This window comes from Thauera linaloolentis 47Lol = DSM 12138, from assembly GCF_000310205.1.
In the GTDB taxonomy this organism is placed as follows: Bacteria; Pseudomonadota; Gammaproteobacteria; order Burkholderiales; family Rhodocyclaceae; genus Thauera; species Thauera linaloolentis.
Map to the genome: position 1 here is coordinate 68458 of NZ_AMXE01000006.1, position 17756 is coordinate 86213.

A 17756-nucleotide genomic window follows, 5' to 3' on the forward strand; every position below is an offset into this window, starting at 1 on the left:
GAACGGAAAGCAACGATGACGGACATTCCTCTCCTCAGTCTGGCGATCTGGGTGCCGATTTTCGGTGGCCTGCTGGTGCTCGCGACCGGCTCCGATCGCAATGCCCCGCTGGCGCGGATGCTCGCCTTCGCGGTCGCGGTGGCTGGTTTCGTCGTGACCATTCCGCTCTATCTCGGCTTCGATACGACGACGAGCGCGATGCAATTCGTCGAGATCGCCTCCTGGGTGCCGCGTTTCAACATCAACTACCATCTCGGCGTCGATGGCCTTTCGGTGCTGTTCGTGATCCTCAATGCCTTCATCACCATCACGGTGGTGCTGGCAGGCTGGAAGGTGATCGAGGACAAGGTCGCGCAGTACATGGCCGCTTTCCTGATCATGTCGGGCCTGATGAACGGCATCTTCTCCGCGCTGGATGGCGTGCTGTTCTATGTCTTCTTCGAAGCCTCGCTGATCCCGATGTACCTCATCATCGGTGTGTGGGGCGGACCGAACCGGGTTTACGCGGCGATCAAGTTCTTTCTCTACACGCTGCTCGGCTCGCTGCTGATGCTGGTCGTGCTGCTGTATCTGTTCATGCAGTCGGGCGGCAGCTTCAGCATTCTCGACTGGCACCAACTGCCCCTGCCGATCGAGCCGCAGATCCTGATCTTCCTGGCCTTCCTGATCGCCTTTGGCGTGAAGGTGCCGATGTGGCCGGTGCATACCTGGCTGCCCGACGCCCACGTAGAGGCGCCGACTGGCGGCTCGGTGGTGCTTGCCGCCATCGCGCTGAAACTGGGTGCCTATGGCTTCCTGCGCTTCTCGCTGCCCATCGTGCCCGATGCCGCGCATGAACTCTCGTGGCTCGTGATCGCGCTGTCGCTGATCGCCGTGGTGTATATCGGCTTCGTCGCCCTGGTGCAGGCCGACATGAAGAAGCTGGTTGCGTATTCGTCGATCTCGCACATGGGTTTCGTGACCCTGGGTTTCTTCATCTTCAACCCGCTGGGCATCGAAGGGGCGATCGTGCAGATGATCTCGCACGGCTTCGTGTCGGCTGCCATGTTCCTGTGCATCGGCGTGCTCTACGACCGCGTCCATTCGCGCCAGATCGCCGACTACGGCGGCGTGGTGCACACCATGCCCAAGTTCGCGGCTTTCTTCATGCTGTTCGCCATGGCCAACTCCGGTCTGCCCGCGACGTCGGGCTTCGTCGGCGAGTTCATGGTCGTGCTCGGCGCGGTGCAGTACAACTTCTGGATCGGTTTCATTGCGGCCACGACGCTGATCCTGGGCGCTGCCTATTCGCTGTGGATGTACAAGCGTGTCGTGTTCGGCAAGGTCGCGAACAAGCATGTGGCGGAACTCGAGGACATCAATGCCCGCGAATTCGCTTTCCTCGGCATCCTCGCCGCCTGCGTGCTGGCGATGGGGCTTTACCCCTATCCCTTCACCGAAGTGATGCACGCTTCGGTCAACGAACTCCTGCGGCATGTTGCCGTGAGCAAGCTCTGAGTGCCGCGCGCCCGGGCACCCTTAGAGACACTTAACGGACTGGTCAGAAGATGAACTTTGTCGTCCCCGACTTCTACCCCGCCGCGGCCGAGATATTCGTTGCCGTGATGGCCCTGGTGATCATGCTTGCGAGCACGTTCGCGCGCAGCATCGCGCGAACGCTGGCTTACTACGCCACGCAGTTCACGCTGATCGCGGCGGCCTTCGTCACGATCTACACGATGCAGGGCGAGCCGGTATACACCTTCAGCAACCTGTTCATCAGCGATCTGATGGGCAGCTTCCTGAAGCTGATGATCTATTTTTCGACGGCGATCGCCTTGCTCTATGGCCGCGCCTACCTTGCCGATCGCAAGATCGACAAGCCGGAGTACTACCTGCTCGCGCTGCTGATGACGCTGGGCATGATGGTCATGGTCACGGCCAACCACATGCTGCCGATGTACATCGGCCTAGAGATGATGTCGCTGGCGCTGTACACCATGGTCGCCTTCGATCGCGACTCCGCGCGCTCGACCGAGGCCGCGATGAAGTACTTCGTCCTCGGCGCGCTGGCTTCGGGCCTGCTGCTGTACGGCATGTCGATGATCTATGGCGCGACCGGTTCGCTGGAGTTCTCGGCCATCGCCCAGGCGGTCTACAACCAGGCGGCGAACCAGACCGTGCTGATGTTCGGCCTCGTCTTCCTCGTCGCCGGCATCTGCTTCAAGCTCGGCGTGGTGCCTTTCCACATGTGGGTGCCCGACGTCTATCAGGGGGCGCCGACCGCCGTCACGCTGATGATCTCGACCGCACCGAAGCTGGCTGCCTTCGCGATGGCCGTACGTCTGCTGATCTGGGCGCTGTTCGACATCGCGGAAGAATGGCAGGGCATGCTCATGCTGGTTGCCGTCGCTTCCATCGTGCTCGGCAACCTGGCGGCGATCGCGCAGCAGAACATCAAGCGCATGCTGGCCTATTCCGGCATCTCGCACATGGGCTTCATGCTGCTCGGGTTGCTGTCCGGGGTCGTCGACGGCGACCGCCACTTCGCCCTCAATGCCTACAGCTCGGCGATGTTCTACGCGGTGTCCTACGTGATCATGAGCCTGGCGTCCTTCGGCATGCTCATCCTGCTGTCCCGCGCGGGCTTCGACGCAGAGAACATCGATGACTTCAAGGGCCTCAACAAGCGCAGCCCGTGGTTTGCGCTGATGATGCTGTTCGTCATGTTCTCGATGGCGGGCATCCCCTTCTTCATCGGCTTCTTCGCCAAGCTGTCGGTGCTGCAGGCGGTGGTGGCCGCCGGCTACTTCTGGCTGGCCGTCGTCGCGGTGCTGATGTCGGTGGCGGGCGCTTTCTACTACCTGCGCGTCGTCAAGGTGATGTATTTCGATGCGCCGGACGACGAAGCGCCGATCCACGCTCCCGCCGAAGTCCGCGTCATGCTGTCGGCGAACGGCATCGCGATCGCCGCCCTCGGGCTTGCGCCGCAGATGCTGATGTCGCTGTGCGCCTACGCGCTGCTCGGCTCGCTTTGAGTGCCCTTGCCGGCGATGCCTGAGGATTGCGTGAGCCAGGACCCGCTCGAAGAAAGGGAACTGGCGAGCGAGCAGGTTTTCGACGGCAAGCTGCTCAAGGTCTGGCGGGACCGGGTCCGGCTGCCGGACGGCTCGGAGGGCGGGCGCGAGTATGTCCGCCATCCCGGTGCGGTGGTCGTCGTGGCGGTATTGCCTGACGGGCGTCTGTTGTTCGAGCGCCAGTTCCGCTATCCGCTGAGGCGGGCGTTCGTCGAATTGCCTGCCGGCAAAATCGACCCGGGCGAGGACATCCTCTACTGCGCGCGGCGCGAGCTGCGCGAGGAAACCGGCTACCAGGCTGCCGACTGGCAGTACGTAGGCGTGATGCATCCCTGCATCGGCTATTCGGACGAGCGCATCGAGATCTTTCTTGCCACAGGGCTGGCGCACGTCGGCCATTGCCGGGACGAAGGCGAATTCCTCGAGGTGTTCAGCCTGTCCCTGGATGAGGCCGAGCATGCCGTGCATCGCGGCGAGATTACCGATGGCAAGTCGATCTCCGCGCTTTATCGCTGCTTGCCCCTGATCAGGGCGATGTCCGGCTGAATTTCGCATTGAGGCCGATGCGGAGGCGCTGAAACCGCAGGCCTCTAGAGACCGTTCCGGTAGGGCGCGTGTTCGCCCAGTTCATCCAGATAGAAACCCATCTGGCTGCGTTCGCGGTCCAGGTAATCGTCCACCGCGGCGCGAAAGCGCGGGTCCGCGATCCAGTGCACCGATTGCGTCCGCGCCGGCATGAGCCCTCTCGCGAGCTTGTGCTCGCCCTGCGCGCCGCCCTCGAAGCGCCGCAAGCCATGCCGGATACAGTATTCGATGGCCTGGTAGTAGCAGAGCTCGAAATGCAGGAAGGGCAGGGCTTCGACCGCACCCCAGTAACGCCCGTACAGGGCTTCGTCGTCGCGCAGGAAGAACGCGCAGGCGACGGGCCCGTCCTCGCGCTCGGCGAGCAGGAGAGAGACCTTGTCGGGTAGCCCGCTTGCCAGCCTGAGGAAGAAATCCAGGTTCAGGTAGGGGGTGGAGCGGTGCAGGGCATAGGTGTTCGCGTAGCACCGGTAGAGAAAGGCCCAGTCGCCGGGGCCGGCGCTGTGGCCGTCCAGCCAGCGCATCCGCAGACTGTGCATCGCTGCACGGCGCCGCTCCTGGCGGATCTTCTTGCGCTTGTCGTGGTTGAGGCCGGCGAGAAAGTCGGCGAAATCCGTGTAGGCATTCGCTCCTTTTCCTGCGTTCTCCCAATGGAACTGCACGCCGTGGCGCACGGAAAGGCCCGCATCCTGCAGCAGGGGGAGATCGTCGTCGTCCGGGAAGAGCACGTGAAGCGACGACAGGCCGCTGTTTTCGGCGAGGCTGCGCACGCCATCGACGAGCGTGCGGCGAGCTTCGTGGGCGAGTCCGAGCACGCGCGGCCCTGGAATCGGCGTGAAAGGGATGGCCGCCAGCCATTTTGGATAGTAGTCCAGGCCGTGCTGCTGGTAGGCCCGGGCCCAGGCCCAGTCGAAAACGTACTCGCCCCATGAATGCGCCTTCAGGTACAAGGGCATCGCGGCAATCAAGCGCCCCTCCTTCCACAGCGTGGCATGGCGGGGTATCCAGCCGCTGTCCGGCCCCACGCACGCGCTCGCTTCCAGCGCATGCAGGTAGGCGTGATGGAGGCAGGGCGGCGGTGTCCGCGGTAGCAGGGCATCCCAGTCCCGGGGAGCGACGAGATCGATCGAGTCGAGGAAATGGAGTCCGTTCAGGGCGGCCATGGCTTGCAGTCGGGCAGGTTAAAAATTGTGAGGTCCGGGCGCCGTGCCATGGCGGCAGCGGTCTTTCGCCTATTTTTTGGGCACGGCAAAGATACGCTGTGGCGGCGACCACTTGCAAGCGCTGTCCACGGCTTATCCACAGGCTTGCACACTTGGGCTGTGGGTTTGCGGAAGGGGGCGCGCTGCGCTGCAAGGACGGCGAAGCGGTATAGTTTCGCTCCATGAATACCAATGCCAAAACCTCGATCACCGTTGCCGTCGCTCAGCTCAATCTGACCGTCGGCGACCTGGCCGGCAACGCCGACCGCATCATCGACGCCGTTGCGCAGGCGCGTGCCGCCGGCGCGGACCTGCTGCTCACGCCGGAACTGGCGCTGTCCGGCTATCCGCCTGAGGATCTGCTCCTGCGGCCGGATTTCTACCGCGCCTGCGCGCGTGAAACACGGCGAATCGCCGACGCGGCGGACGAATTGTGCGTGGTCCTCGGGCATCCCGCGGAAGAGGGGCGTGCGCGCTTCAATACCGCGTCGGTACTGCGGGACGGCCAGGTGGTCGCCGTCTATCACAAGAATCTGCTGCCCAACTACGAGGTGTTCGACGAGGAACGCTATTTCGAAGCCGGCGTGGCGCCCTGTGTGTTTGAACTGAAGGGGCTGCGCTTCGGCGTGAATATCTGTGCCGATGTCTGGGAGCCCGCGCCGGCGGCCGCCGCCCGTGCCGCGGGCGCACAGGTCCTGCTGTCGCTCAATGCCTCGCCCTACCACATGAACAAGCATGCGCAGCGTACGCAGGTGCTGCGTGACCGCGTGCGCGAAACCGCGCTTCCGGTGCTGTACTGCAACATGGTGGGGGGGCAGGACGAGCTGGTGTTCGATGGTGCGTCGTTCGCGCTCGACGCCGATGGCCGCCTGGGCTATGGAGCGCCCTCGTTCGAAGAGCGCATCGACATCCTGCATTTCGATGGCGCGCGCTGGTCTAGCGAAGTGAAGGCGACGCCGCGCTGCCTGGAGGCGGAAGTATACGAGGCGCTCAAGACCGGGGTGCGGGACTACCTCGGCAAGAACGGTTTTCCGGGCGCGATCATCGGCCTGTCGGGCGGCATCGACTCGGCGCTGACGCTGGCCATCGCCGTGGATGCGCTTGGCGCCGATCGGGTCCGGGCGGTGATGATGGCGTCGCCCTATACCGCGCAGATGAGCCTGGACGATTCGCGCGAGATGGTGCGCCGTCTCGGCGTGCGCTACGACGAGATTCCGATCGAGCCCGCGATGGAAGTCTTCGATCGGATGCTTGCGCCGCAGTTCGCGGGCTTGCCAGCCGACACCACCGAAGAGAACCTGCAGAGCCGGATCCGCGGCATGATCCTGATGGCGCTGTCGAACAAGACCGGTGCCATCGTCCTGACGACAGGCAACAAGAGCGAGATGGCGACCGGCTACGCGACCTTGTACGGTGACATGGCGGGCGGATTCGCGGTGCTGAAGGACCTCTACAAGACTTTCGTGTTCCGCCTGTCGAACTGGCGCAATACCGTCGGGCCGGTGATCCCGCAGAACATCATCGATCGCCCGCCGTCCGCGGAACTCAAGCCCGACCAGAAGGACCAGGACAGCCTGCCGCCATACGAGGTGCTCGATGCGATCATCGAAGCCTACATGGAGCGCGACGAGTCGCCGCGCGAGATCGCTGCCGCCGGCTTTCCCGAGGCCGAGGTGCGCCGTACCGTGGCGATGCTCAAGCGCAACGAGTACAAGCGCCGCCAGGCGCCGATCGGCGTCCGCGTGACCCAGCGCGGATTCGGCAAGGACTGGCGTTATCCGATAACATCCCGCTACCAGGATGAGTTCTAGGACCAAGGAGGAGTGGATGAAGAAGATCGAAGCGATCGTCAAGCCGTTCAAGCTGGATGAGGTGCGAGAGGCCCTGTCCGACGTGGGCATCACGGGGCTGACCGTGACCGAGGTCAAGGGCTTCGGCCGGCAGAAAGGCCATACCGAGCTTTATCGTGGTGCGGAGTACGTGGTCGACTTCCTGCCGAAGATCAAGGTCGAGGTGGTGGTCACCGACGAGCGCGTCGATGCCGCCGTCGAAGCGATCGTGAAGGCGGCACATACGGGCAAGATCGGTGATGGCAAGATCTTCGTCACGCCTGTCGAGCAGGTGATCCGCATCCGCACCGGCGAGATCAACGAAGCTGCGATCTGAACCCTAGGTCCGGGGGTTCGGGCTCCGGGCCGCATTCTGCGCCCGCAGCAGCACCAGCAAGGCGCCCGCGCCGCCGTCGTGCGGCCCCGCCTGGCAGAACGCCAGAATCTCCTCGCGCTGCGCCAGCCAGCCGCGGGACAACTGCTTGAGGATGGAGATTTTTCCGGGCGAGCCATGGCCCTTGCCGTGGATCACCCGGATGCAGCGCCTGCCCTGGAGCAGGCTGTCATTCAGGAAATGCGCCAGGGCGTCGCGGGCTTCGTCACGCACCAGCCCATGCAGGTCGAGCTGGCCCTGCAGCACCCAGCGTCCCCGGCGCAGGTCGGTCAGCACCCGGCGTGGCAGTCCGGGACGCAGGAAGGCCGCCTCGTCTCCCATATCCAGCCTGTCCTCGAAGCTCAGGGGAGCAGCCAGGGACTCGCCGAGCGCGGCGCGCTCGTCCTCTTCGCGCTTGACCGGAGCAGGGTGCGGCGCCGGCCGCTGCAGCTCGACGCGGTTGCAGGTGTCGACCGGCCGCGTATCGCCCACCACGCTGCGGAACAGCGAAGCAGGGTCGTCGAGGCCGGTGTCGGCCGGCAGGATGAGCGCGTCCGGGCGCTGCGCCTGGGGCGCCTTGTCCTGCGCCGAAAGGCGTGCGCCGTGGCGCAACGGCGTATCGAGCTCGACCCGTCCCGTTCCGCGCAAGGGGGTCACGCCTTCATAGGCGAGGCTCAATGGGTCGTGTCTTGCAGCGGGCGCCGCTCGGTCGGTGCTGTCTTCGTCGTCGCCGTACTGGCGCGGCCGGGGCAGCGGGGCCGGGCGTGCGTGTTCGATTTCGGCCCGGTTGCTGCCGCGGACCGGTGTCGTCGCGCCCACCATCTTGTGGAACAGCGCCAGTTCGGCTTCGTCCGCTACCCTGGCGGGCTCGGGCGCGCCGGTTTCGCCGGCCGTCCGGGAGGGGCGTATCTTTTTCGCCGCGGGCTGCTGCGGGGAGCGCTCCGGCGAGCCGTCGCCGTTCGCCTGGAGCTGCTTGCGCAGGCCGGCAAAGGGATTGTTGCCGGCGGCGGCTTTCAATGGCTGGCTGCCGTCGGCACGCGGGACGGCCGCTGTGGCCGACGAGGGCGTGCGCGAACGGCGGCTCATTGCTCTGCTCAGCTGCCGAGCGCGTCGAGGTAGCGTTCGGCGTCGAGCGCGGCCATGCAGCCGGTACCGGCAGAAGTCACCGCCTGGCGGTAGATGTGGTCCTGCACGTCGCCGGCGGCGAAGATGCCGGGGATGCTGGTCTGCGTGGCGTTGCCGTTGTGCCCGCCCTGGGTGACGATGTAGCCGCCCTCCATGTCGAGCTGGCCTTCGAAGATGTCGGTATTGGGTTTATGGCCGATGGCGATGAACACGCCTTGCAGGCCGATATCGCGGCTTGCTCCCGTGTTGACGTCCTGGATGCGCATGCCAGTCACGCCGCTGCCGTCGCCGAGCACTTCGTCGAGCGTGCTGTTGAGGGCGAGCTCGATCCTGCCGGCGGCGACCTTCTCCATCAGCTTGTCGATCATGATCTTCTCGGCGCGGAATTTTTCGCGGCGGTGCACCAGGATGACTTTCTTCGCGATATTGGCGAGATACAGCGCTTCCTCGACGGCGGTGTTGCCGCCGCCCACCACGGCCACGTCCTGGTTCCGGTAGAAGAAACCGTCGCAGGTGGCGCAGGCCGAGACGCCGCGGCCGGCGAATTTTTCTTCGGAAGGCAGGCCGAGATACTTGGCCGTCGCGCCGGTGGCGATGATCAGTGCGTCGCAGGTGTATTCGCCCGCATCGCCGATCAGGCGGAAGGGCCTTTCGCCCAGCTTCACCGTGTGGATGTGGTCGAAGATCATCTCGGTATTGAAGCGCTCGGCATGCTTCTGGAAACGCGCCATCAGGTCCGGCCCCATCACGCCGTCGGCATCGGCGGGCCAGTTGTCGACCTCGGTCGTGGTCATCAACTGGCCGCCCTGGGCGAGGCCGGTGACGAGGACGGGGGAGAGGTTTGCGCGCGCGGCATAGACCGCCGCGGTGTAGCCGGCGGGTCCGGAGCCGAGGATGAGCAGGCGGGCGTGTTTCGTGGTCATCTGGAGCTTTCCTGCGGGTTGCGAACGAAGCTGCGATTATAGCCGAGCCCTGCGGGGGGCCGAGGCGATGGCCGTGATAGCGGAGATGAATGGAGGGGCTGGCGACCGTGACGGATTTCTCACCTCTGCAATCGATTGTGCAATATTCGTTTACACTCGTGACATATCGTCTAGACAAGCCTGTTCTTGCAGGTTCTTCCGTGGAGTCAGCATGTCGAAACCCACCGCAGTGTCCGTCATCGCCCTGAAGACGTTTCCGCTTTTTCATGGTCTCTCGGATGACGTGCTCGCCAATGTGGCCCGTGTTTCCATGATGCGGCGGATCGCGCGCGGTCAGCCGGTCGTCAATGCGGGCGATCGTTCCGACTTCGTCTACTTCGTCCTCACCGGCAGCCTCAAGGTGGTCGTCAGCGACGAGGATGGGCGCGAGGTGATCCTGTCCATCCTGGGGCAGGGCGAACTCTTCGGCGAAATGGGCATGTTCGACGAGCAGCCGCGTTCGGCCTCGGTGGTGGCGGTCGTGCCGGCCGATCTCGTGCTGATCGCCAAGCAGGATTTCCGCGTGATCATGCGCGACAACTTCGACGTTGCCTGGCGCATCATGTGCAATCTCGCCAGCCGCCTGCGCAACGCCGACCGCAAGATAGAAAGCCTTGCGCTGATGGACGTCTACGGCCGTGTCGCGCGCCTGCTGATCGAGATGGCCGAGGATGTCGGTGGCGAATCGGTCGTGGTGCGCAAGATTTCCAAGCAGGACATCGCCAAGATGATCGGCGCCTCGCGCGAGATGGTGAGCCGCGTGATGAAGGATCTCGGCCAGCAGGGCCTGATCGAGGAACGTCCCCAGGGAATCGTGCTGCGCGAGCGCCTCAGCGAGGTGTGACGCAAAAGGCAGGGCGCCCCCTGCCGCAGCCCGACGGCCTGCATGCCATGACGGTCGGTCGCGCGGCTTTGTGAGGATGCGCAACGCGACGGCCGAGTGCTGCGGCGCATCGCTTATAATCGCTGCTGTTGTTTCATTCAGGTTCCGCGCCGTCGCCTCATGCAGTCTCGCTCGTCCCGTTCCCAGCCCCTGCCGGAAAAGATCTCGCTGCTCTTGCAGGAGGCTCGCTGGCTGATCCTGGGCGTCATGTCCCTTTACGTCGGGCTGATCCTGCTCGGCTACAGCAAGGCCGACCCGGGCTGGTCCCATGCCTCGGACGTCGCGCGCGTGGTCAATCCGGGCGGGCGCTTCGGCGCCTGGCTTGCAGACTTGCTGCTCTACCTGTTCGGCATTTCCTCGTGGTGGTGGGTGGTCTTCCTGGGCTACAGCCTGCTGTGGGGGTTCCGGCGGCTGAAGAACCAGCTCACGCTCGATCACCGGTCTTTCATCTTCGTCATGATCGGGTTTCTCGTCGTGCTGCTGACCAGCAGCGCCCTCGAGTTCCTGCGCTTCCACAGCCATGGCGCACAAGTGCCCCTGGCGCCCGGGGGGCTGCTGGGGATGGAAATCGGCGGACTCGTCCAGCGTTACTTCGGCTTCACCGGCGGAACCCTGCTGCTGCTTGCGTTGACGGCCTCGGGGCTGTCGCTGTTTACCGGCGTGTCCTGGCTGGCGGTGGTGGAGCGGGTGGGCCTGCTGCTGGAGCAGACCGTGGACGGCGTGCGGCAGGGATGGCAGCGTTGGCAGGACCGCCGCGTCGGCCGCGAAGTGGCGCAGAAGCGCGAGGCCGTGGTGGAAACGAGGCGGCGCAAGACCGAGAAGGCGGCGTCTGCGCCCCTGCGCATCGAGCCGGCGGTGGCTGCGGTGCAGAAGTCCGAACGGGTGGAAAAGGAACGGCAGCAGACCCTGTTCGCCGATAGCGGCGAGGGTGCGATGCCGCCGCTGGCCCTGCTCGATCCGGCTTCCGGCGACGTCGAGCCGCCGTCGGCCGATGCGCTGGAATTCACGTCGCGCCTGATCGAGACCAAGCTCGCGGACTTCGGTGTCGAGGTCAAGGTGCTCGCCGCCTATCCGGGGCCGGTCATCACCCGCTACGAAATCGAGCCCGCCACCGGTGTCAAGGGCAGCCAGGTGGTCAATCTGGCCAAGGACCTGGCGCGTGCGCTGTCGCTGGTGTCGGTACGGGTGGTCGAAACGGTGCCCGGCAAGTCGTGCATGGCGCTGGAGCTGCCCAATCCGAAGCGCCAGACCGTGCGCCTGTCCGAGATCGTCGGCTCCAAGGTCTATCACGACATGGCTTCGCCGCTGACCGTCGTGCTGGGCAAGGACATCGGCGGCCAGCCGGTGGTGGCCGACCTGGCCAAGATGCCGCACTTGCTGGTTGCCGGCACCACGGGTTCGGGTAAGTCGGTCGGCATCAACGCGATGATCCTGTCGCTGCTCTACAAGAGCGAGCCGGATCGTGTGCGCCTGATCATGGTCGACCCGAAGATGCTCGAACTGTCGATCTACGAAGGCATTCCGCATCTGCTCGCGCCCGTCGTGACCGACATGAAGCATGCCGCGAATGCGCTGAACTGGTGCGTCGCGGAGATGGACAAGCGCTACAAGCTGATGGCTGCCGTCGGCGTGCGCAACCTGTCCGGCTACAACAAGGCGGTGCAGGAGGCGCGCAAGGCCGAGACGCCGCTGACCAACCCGTTCTCGATCACGCCCGACAATCCCGAGCCGCTCGACACGCTGCCGTACATCGTGGTCGTGGTGGACGAGCTCGCCGACATGATGATGGTTGTCGGCAAGAAGGTGGAAGAGCTGATCGCGCGCCTTGCGCAGAAAGCGCGCGCGGCCGGCATCCACCTCATCCTCGCGACGCAGCGCCCGTCGGTGGATGTCATCACCGGCCTGATCAAGGCCAACGTCCCGACCCGCATCGCCTTCCAGGTATCGAGCAAGATCGATTCACGCACCATCCTCGACCAGATGGGGGCGGAAACCCTGCTCGGCATGGGCGACATGCTCTACCTCGCGCCCGGCACCGGCCTGCCGGTGCGCGTGCATGGCGCTTTCGTCGCGGATGACGAAGTGCATAAGGTGGTGGACCATCTCAAGCGCATCGGGCCGCCGGATTACATCGAAGGCATTCTTTCCGCGCCGGAAGACGATCTCGAGGCGGCGTTGGGCGGCGAGGGGGGCGACGGCGAAGCCGACCCGCTCTACGACCAGGCTGTCGAAGTGGTGGTCAAGACCCGCCGTCCGTCGATTTCGCTGGTGCAGCGCCACCTGCGCATTGGCTACAACCGCGCGGCGCGCCTGATCGAGCAGATGGAACGTGCGGGCCTGGTGTCGGCGATGGGCAGCAACGGCAATCGCGAGGTGATCGTGCCTGCCAAGGAGAGCGAGTGATGGCGTCGGTTTTCGGGCCGCGAACCGCGGCCGTGTCCTTTGCCGCGAAATCGGCAGGATGTTTCGCGCGGGCTTCGCTTGCGCTGGCCTTGGCCGCCACCGGTGGCATCGCGCTGGCGGCGGACGGGGTTGCCCAACTGCGCCAGTTCGTGTCGGCCACACGCAGCGCCGAGGGCGATTTCGAACAGACCGTCGTTGCGCAGTCCGGCCGTAAGCCGCAGCAGGCTTCGGGCAGCTTCGCCTATGCGCGGCCGGGGCGGTTCCACTGGGAATACGATCGTCCCTACCGCCAGGTGCTGGTCGGCGACGGCAGCAGGCTGTGGACATGGGACCCGGACCTGAATCAGGTCACCGTGCGCTCGATTGGCGATGCCCTGGGCGCGACTCCGGCGGCCATCCTGTTCGGCAGCGGTGCGCTGGAAGACGGCTTCACGCTCGCCGAAGGCGGTAGCGATGGCGGGCTCATCTGGGTGGAAGCGCGCCCCAGGCAGACGGACAGCGGTTTCGAATCCCTGCGCATCGGCTTGCAGGATGGCCAGTTGCACAGCATGGAAATGCGCGACAACTTCGGGCAGACCACCCTGATCCGTTTCACACGCCTGCAGCCGAACCCCCAACTCGCGGCCGACCGCTTCCGCTTTACGCCGCCGGCCGGTGCCGACGTGATCGGCGACGTGAGCGGCAGCGACGCGGCGCCGGGGCGTTGACCGGCTCCCATTCGATGGCCGATCTGTTCGAATCCATCGAGCCGCCGCAGGTGCCGCTGGCCGAGCGCATGCGGCCGAAGTCGCTCGACGAGGTGGCGGGACAGGCGCACCTGCTGGGCGAGGGCAAGCCTCTGCGCCTGGCTTTCGCGTCGCACAAGCTGCATTCGATGATCCTGTGGGGGCCGCCGGGTGTCGGCAAGACTACGCTCGCCCGCCTGATGGCGAAGGGCTTCGACGCCGAGTTCGTCGCGCTTTCCGCGGTGTTTTCCGGCGTCAAGGAGATCCGCGAGGCGATCCAGCAGGCACAGGCGGCCAAGGCGCGCGGCCGGCACACGATCCTGTTCGTGGATGAAGTGCATCGCTTCAACAAGTCGCAGCAGGATGCCTTCCTGCCCTACGTCGAGCAGGGGCTGGTGACCTTCATCGGCGCCACGACCGAGAATCCGTCCTTCGAGGTCAATTCGGCCTTGCTGTCGCGCGCGGCCGTGTACGTGCTCGAATCGCTCGACACCGAGGCCATGGCCGGCCTCTTCGAGCGTGCGTGCGTGCTGGCCTGCCCGGAGCGGGTGTTCGACGACGACGCCCGCGAGCGCATGATCGGTTTTGCCGATGGCGATGCGCGGCGGTTGATGAACCTGATCGAGCAGGTGCAGGTGGCCGCCGAGACGGCGGGGGTGGACCCGGTCAGCGCGGATTTCGTCGATGCCGCGCTGTCGCAGAACCTGCGCCGCTTCGACAAGGGCGGAGAGGCCTTCTACGATCAGATATCGGCCCTGCACAAGGCGGTACGCGGCTCGGACCCCGATGCCTCGCTGTACTGGCTGTGCCGGATGCTCGATGGTGGCGCCGATCCGCTCTACCTGGGGCGGCGCCTGATCCGCATGGCGGTGGAGGACATCGGCCTGGCCGATCCGCGGGCGCTGGAAATCAGCCTGAATGCCTGTGCCACCTACGAGCGCCTCGGCTCGCCCGAGGGAGAACTGGCGCTGGCGCAGGCGACCCTCTTCCTGGCCTGCGCGGCCAAGTCCAATGCGGCCTACAAGGCTTACAACGCCGCGCGCGACTTCGTCAAACGCGATGCTTCACGGCCGGTGCCGATGCATCTGCGCAACGCGCCGACGAAGCTGATGAAGGGGCTGGGCTATGGCAAGGCCTACCGCTACGCCCACGACGAACCCGGCGCCTATGCGGCCGGGGAGAACTATCTGCCGGACGGCATGGCCCGGCCCGGCTGGTATCAGCCCACGCCGCGCGGCATGGAAGGCCGCATCGGTGAAAAACTGGCTCAACTGCGCGCCCTGGACGAGGCGGCGCAAGAAAGCGTCCGCCCGGCCACTGGCCGGGCGGACGGGGGCGCGAAGGCAGGGACGGAGCCGGGCAGCGCCGGCCTCAGTGAGGCAGCGGATGATCGGCCATGAAGCGCGCGCATACCGACCGCGCCCTGGCCGCCTTGGCCTTGTCGCCGCGCTCATCGGCGCGTTCGACGAGCTCGAGCATGAAATTGGTCAATAGCAGTACGCCTTCGGGTGTCTGGACCAGGCCGCAAACCACCTGGGCGGCGGCGGCGTCGGGGATGCCTTCATGCTCGGCTACGAGGGCGACTTCGTCGTCGGTCAGATCGCAGTAGTCGAGGCAGTCTCGAATCGATAGCATGCTGAACTCCTCCATTGATGGTGCCGTCTGTTGCGGCTTGATGATTCTATAAAGGTATCTGACAGGGCCGGAAATGCAAGTTCAATTTACGTTTCGACAAGCTTGCAAGTAATTGATTTTGATAATTGATTTGTGCGCCGCGGCATCGCGGCGGATGCAGGTGGAGCATGCGTCGGGCCGAACTCCGGCCGCCGAGGGCTCCGCCGGCCAAAGGCTTCGATCCTGGCCCGCCCACTCATTAACGACCTCAGGAAAACCCGATGCTCGATATTCAGCTTCTGCGTAACCAGATCGACGTTGCCGCCAGCCGGCTGGCCAGCCGCGGCATGCAACTGGACAATGCCGCCTTCCTGGCGCTCGAGGAAGAGCGCAAGCAGCTTCAGACCCGGACCCAGGAACTGCAGGCGCGCCGCAATGCCCTGTCGAAGCAGATCGGCATGCTCAAGGGCAAGGGCGAGGACGTCGCGCCGGTCATGGCCGAGGTGGCCCAGCTCGGCGACGAATTGAAGGCCTGCGAGCAAGCCTTGCCCGGGCTGCTCGAACGCATCAACGACTTCGTTGCCCGCCTGCCCAACCTGCCGCACGAGAGCGTGCCGGTGGGCGAGGACGAAAGCGGCAACGTCGAGGTCCGCCGTTGGGGCGCCCCGGCGGCATTCGATTTCGACGTGCGCGACCACGTCGATCTCGGTGCGCCGCTGGGGCTGGATTTCGAGACCGGCGCCAAGCTGTCGGGCTCGCGCTTCGCCTTCCTGCGCGGTCCGGTGGCACGCCTGCACCGGGCTCTCGCGCAGTTCATGCTTGACACCCACACCCGCGAGCATGGCTATACCGAGTGCTACACGCCTTACATCGTCAACCGCGAGGCGCTGTTCGGTACCGGACAACTGCCCAAGTTCAAGGAAGACCTGTTCTGGGTGCTGCGTGGCGGTGACGAAGAAGGCCTGGAGCAATTCCTGATCCCGACCGCCGAGATCACCCTGACCAATAGTGTGCGCGAGGACGTGCTGGCGCTCGATGCGCTGCCGATCCGCATGACGGCGCACAGTCCCTGCTTCCGCTCGGAGGCGGGCAGCGGCGGGCGCGACGTGCGCGGCATGATCCGCCAGCATCAGTTCGACAAGGTGGAAATGGTGCAGGTGGTCGAGCCGTCGACCAGCTACGATGCGCTCGAACAGATGGTCGGCCATGCCGAAGCCATCCTGCAGAAGCTGGGGTTGCCGTACCGCGTGATCACGCTGTGCACCGGCGACATGGGTTTTTCTGCGACCAAGACCTACGATCTGGAAGTCTGGCTGCCGGCGCAGAACACCTACCGCGAGATTTCGAGCTGCTCGAACTGCGAGGCTTTCCAGGCCCGCCGCATGCAGGCGCGCTTCAAGAACGCGCAGGGCAAGAACGAACTGGTGCATACGCTCAACGGTTCGGGCCTGGCCGTCGGCCGCACCCTGGTCGCCGTGCTGGAAAACTACCAGCAGGCCGATGGTTCCATCGCGATTCCCAAGGCCCTGGTGCCCTACATGGGCGGCGTCGAGCGGCTCGAACCCGCGCTTTGACGCATCGTCAGTCGGCCTGGCCCAGCCGCAGGCGGGGCAGCGCCGGCTCGTAGGGCGGCTCCAGACGCACCAGAATGTCGTGGTAGTTGCGCACGTTCTCGGTCATCACGACGGCCTCGCCGCCGCGGGCGGGGCCCGACTTGAGCCGCTGCGCATAGTCGGGCCGCGACAGCAGCGGCAGTACCGATTTCATTTCCCACCAGGCGCGGTCGTCCTTGCCCAGCCGGCGGGCGATCGCGCGTGCGCCGTTCATGTGGCCCATGCCCAGGTTGTAGGCGGCGGTCGCCATCCAGGTTCGATCCGGTTCCGAGATCTCGTCGGGCAGTTGTTCCTTCAGCATCTCGAGATAGCGGGCGCCGCCCAGGATGCTCTGGCGCGGGTCCAGGCGATTGTCCACACCCAGGCGGTCGGCGGTGTCCCCCGTCAGCATCATCATGCCGCGCACGCCGGTGAAGGAGGTGGCCTGCGGGTCCCAGTGGGACTCCTGGTAGGCAACTGCGGCGATATAGCGCCAGTCGACGCCGGTCCGGGCTTCGGCTTCTTGGAAAAAATCCCGGTAGCGCGGCAGGCGCTCGCGGATGCGGGCGAGGAAGGTGGCGATGTCGGCATCGTCGAGGCGCCGGACGTAGTCGAAGTAGCGATCGGCCAGGCGCGCGAGACGGCCGTTGGCGCCAATGCCGTCGATGAAGGCGTCGACCCCGTCGGCAAGGGCGGGCTGGTCGGCAGGAAGCGCCCAGGCAATGCCGGAGCGGCCCGGTAGTTCATGCACGATTTCCAGTTCGGGATGGAGGCGGGCGGCGAAAGCGTAGTGCAGGCGGTCGGTGGCGACGAGATCGAGCGTGCCGCCGGCAAGATCGGCAAGCAGTTTTTCCTCGCCCGCCCTGATCGGGAAATGCACGTTCACGCCCGGAAGGCGCTTGCGGATCTCCATGATCTTCTCCGCCGCCAAGGTTCCACGGCGCACCGATACCGTCCGCCCCGCGAGATCCTTCTCGGTGTTCGTCATCCGCCCGTCGCTGCGGCCGACGATGACGTATTCCACCTCGCGCAGCGGTTTCGACCACGTCAAGGGCAGCCGCTCGTTCTTCCCCAGGCTGGCCGCCGCCATGTGCGCCTGGCCATTGACGACCGCATCCAGCGCGCGGGTGGCGTCGGGATACGGAACGAAAGTGACCGTCACACCCAGCGTTTCGCCAAGCGCCAGCAACAAATCATGCTCGAAGCCGCTGGCCCGGCCATCCTCGTCGATGCGGTAGGAGATGGCGTCGTGGCGGGTGGCGACGCGCAACTCGCCCAGACTGCGGTAGTCCGCGATGCGCGGCGTGTCGGCTGGCCCGCAGGCTGTCAGCAGCAGGCCCAGCAAGGCTGTGGAGAGCCATTTGGCGAGCATGCTCGGCATGGATGGGAGTGGAAGCGTGAAGCGATCCG

15 protein-coding genes are annotated in these 17756 nt (G+C 65.4%); 10 read left to right on the forward strand and 5 right to left on the reverse strand.

Annotation, left to right across the window (positions count from 1 at the left end):
• Nucleotides 1-15 precede the first annotated feature (15 nt).
• From C666_RS03430 to C666_RS03440, 3 genes are read left to right on the forward strand one after another with little or no spacing between them, the layout of a single operon-like run.
• On the forward strand, nt 16-1497 hold the full coding sequence (locus C666_RS03430) for an NADH-quinone oxidoreductase subunit M (protein ID WP_004333807.1): 1482 nt from the start codon (nt 16-18) through the stop codon (nt 1495-1497).
• Nucleotides 1498-1547: 50 nt separating this feature from the next.
• Nucleotides 1548-3017, forward strand: a complete 1470-nt coding sequence (gene nuoN, locus C666_RS03435; protein ID WP_004333809.1) for an NADH-quinone oxidoreductase subunit NuoN — start codon at nt 1548-1550, stop codon at nt 3015-3017.
• 15 nt (nt 3018-3032) lie between these two features.
• Nucleotides 3033-3602 carry an NUDIX domain-containing protein gene (locus C666_RS03440; RefSeq protein WP_038001568.1) on the forward strand — a complete coding sequence of 190 codons (570 nt, stop codon included), beginning with the start codon at nt 3033-3035 and terminating at the stop codon, nt 3600-3602.
• Between the two features lie 44 nt (nt 3603-3646).
• Here C666_RS03440 and C666_RS03445 read toward each other — a convergent pair whose 3' ends face one another.
• Nucleotides 3647-4801, reverse strand: a complete 1155-nt coding sequence (locus tag C666_RS03445) for a GNAT family N-acetyltransferase (protein ID WP_004333813.1) — start codon at nt 4799-4801, stop codon at nt 3647-3649.
• Between the two features lie 221 nt (nt 4802-5022).
• Here C666_RS03445 and C666_RS03450 point away from each other — a divergent pair, with 221 nt between their 5' ends.
• Together C666_RS03450 and C666_RS03455 are read left to right on the forward strand one after the other, a co-directional pair.
• Nucleotides 5023-6651 (forward strand): NAD+ synthase, encoded by a 1629-nt coding sequence (locus tag C666_RS03450; protein WP_004333814.1) that lies wholly within the window; start codon nt 5023-5025, stop codon nt 6649-6651.
• Between the two features lie 16 nt (nt 6652-6667).
• Nucleotides 6668-7006 carry a P-II family nitrogen regulator gene (locus C666_RS03455; RefSeq protein WP_004333816.1) on the forward strand — a complete coding sequence of 113 codons (339 nt, stop codon included), beginning with the start codon at nt 6668-6670 and terminating at the stop codon, nt 7004-7006.
• Between the two features lie 3 nt (nt 7007-7009).
• Here the strand turns inward: C666_RS03455 and C666_RS03460 are convergent, their stop codons facing one another.
• Nucleotides 7010-8128 carry a Smr/MutS family protein gene (locus C666_RS03460; RefSeq protein WP_004333817.1) on the reverse strand — a complete coding sequence of 373 codons (1119 nt, stop codon included), beginning with the start codon at nt 8126-8128 and terminating at the stop codon, nt 7010-7012.
• 8 nt (nt 8129-8136) lie between these two features.
• Nucleotides 8137-9090: a thioredoxin-disulfide reductase gene (gene trxB / locus C666_RS03465; protein ID WP_004333820.1), complete on the reverse strand. Its 954-nt coding sequence runs from the start codon at nt 9088-9090 to the stop codon at nt 8137-8139.
• A 211-nt stretch (nt 9091-9301) separates the two neighbouring features.
• Here trxB and C666_RS03470 point away from each other — a divergent pair, with 211 nt between their 5' ends.
• From C666_RS03470 to C666_RS03485, 4 genes are all read left to right on the forward strand, one after another.
• On the forward strand, nt 9302-9973 hold the full coding sequence (locus tag C666_RS03470; RefSeq protein ID WP_004333821.1) for a Crp/Fnr family transcriptional regulator: 672 nt from the start codon (nt 9302-9304) through the stop codon (nt 9971-9973).
• 159 nt (nt 9974-10132) lie between these two features.
• Entirely contained in the window at nt 10133-12415 is a 2283-nt protein-coding gene (locus tag C666_RS03475) for a DNA translocase FtsK (protein WP_028792483.1), read from the forward strand.
• Nucleotides 12415-13122 (forward strand): outer membrane lipoprotein periplasmic chaperone LolA, encoded by a 708-nt coding sequence (gene lolA / locus C666_RS03480; RefSeq protein WP_004333825.1) that lies wholly within the window; start codon nt 12415-12417, stop codon nt 13120-13122. Before C666_RS03475 ends, lolA begins: the two co-directional genes overlap by 1 nt.
• A gap of 14 nt (nt 13123-13136) precedes the next feature.
• Nucleotides 13137-14540 carry a replication-associated recombination protein A gene (locus C666_RS03485; protein WP_038001573.1) on the forward strand — a complete coding sequence of 468 codons (1404 nt, stop codon included), beginning with the start codon at nt 13137-13139 and terminating at the stop codon, nt 14538-14540.
• On the opposite strand, the gene C666_RS03490 is transcribed toward C666_RS03485, so the two are convergent.
• Entirely contained in the window at nt 14512-14775 is a 264-nt protein-coding gene (locus C666_RS03490) for a hypothetical protein (RefSeq protein ID WP_028792484.1), read from the reverse strand. The genes C666_RS03485 and C666_RS03490 overlap by 29 nt on opposite strands.
• A gap of 260 nt (nt 14776-15035) precedes the next feature.
• Between C666_RS03490 and serS the strand changes: the two genes are divergently transcribed.
• Nucleotides 15036-16328, forward strand: a complete 1293-nt coding sequence (serS, locus tag C666_RS03495) for a serine--tRNA ligase (protein WP_004333830.1) — start codon at nt 15036-15038, stop codon at nt 16326-16328.
• 7 nt (nt 16329-16335) lie between these two features.
• Here the strand turns inward: serS and mltF are convergent, their stop codons facing one another.
• On the reverse strand, nt 16336-17718 hold the full coding sequence (gene mltF, locus C666_RS03500; RefSeq protein WP_038001638.1) for a membrane-bound lytic murein transglycosylase MltF: 1383 nt from the start codon (nt 17716-17718) through the stop codon (nt 16336-16338).
• Nucleotides 17719-17756 lie beyond the last annotated feature (38 nt).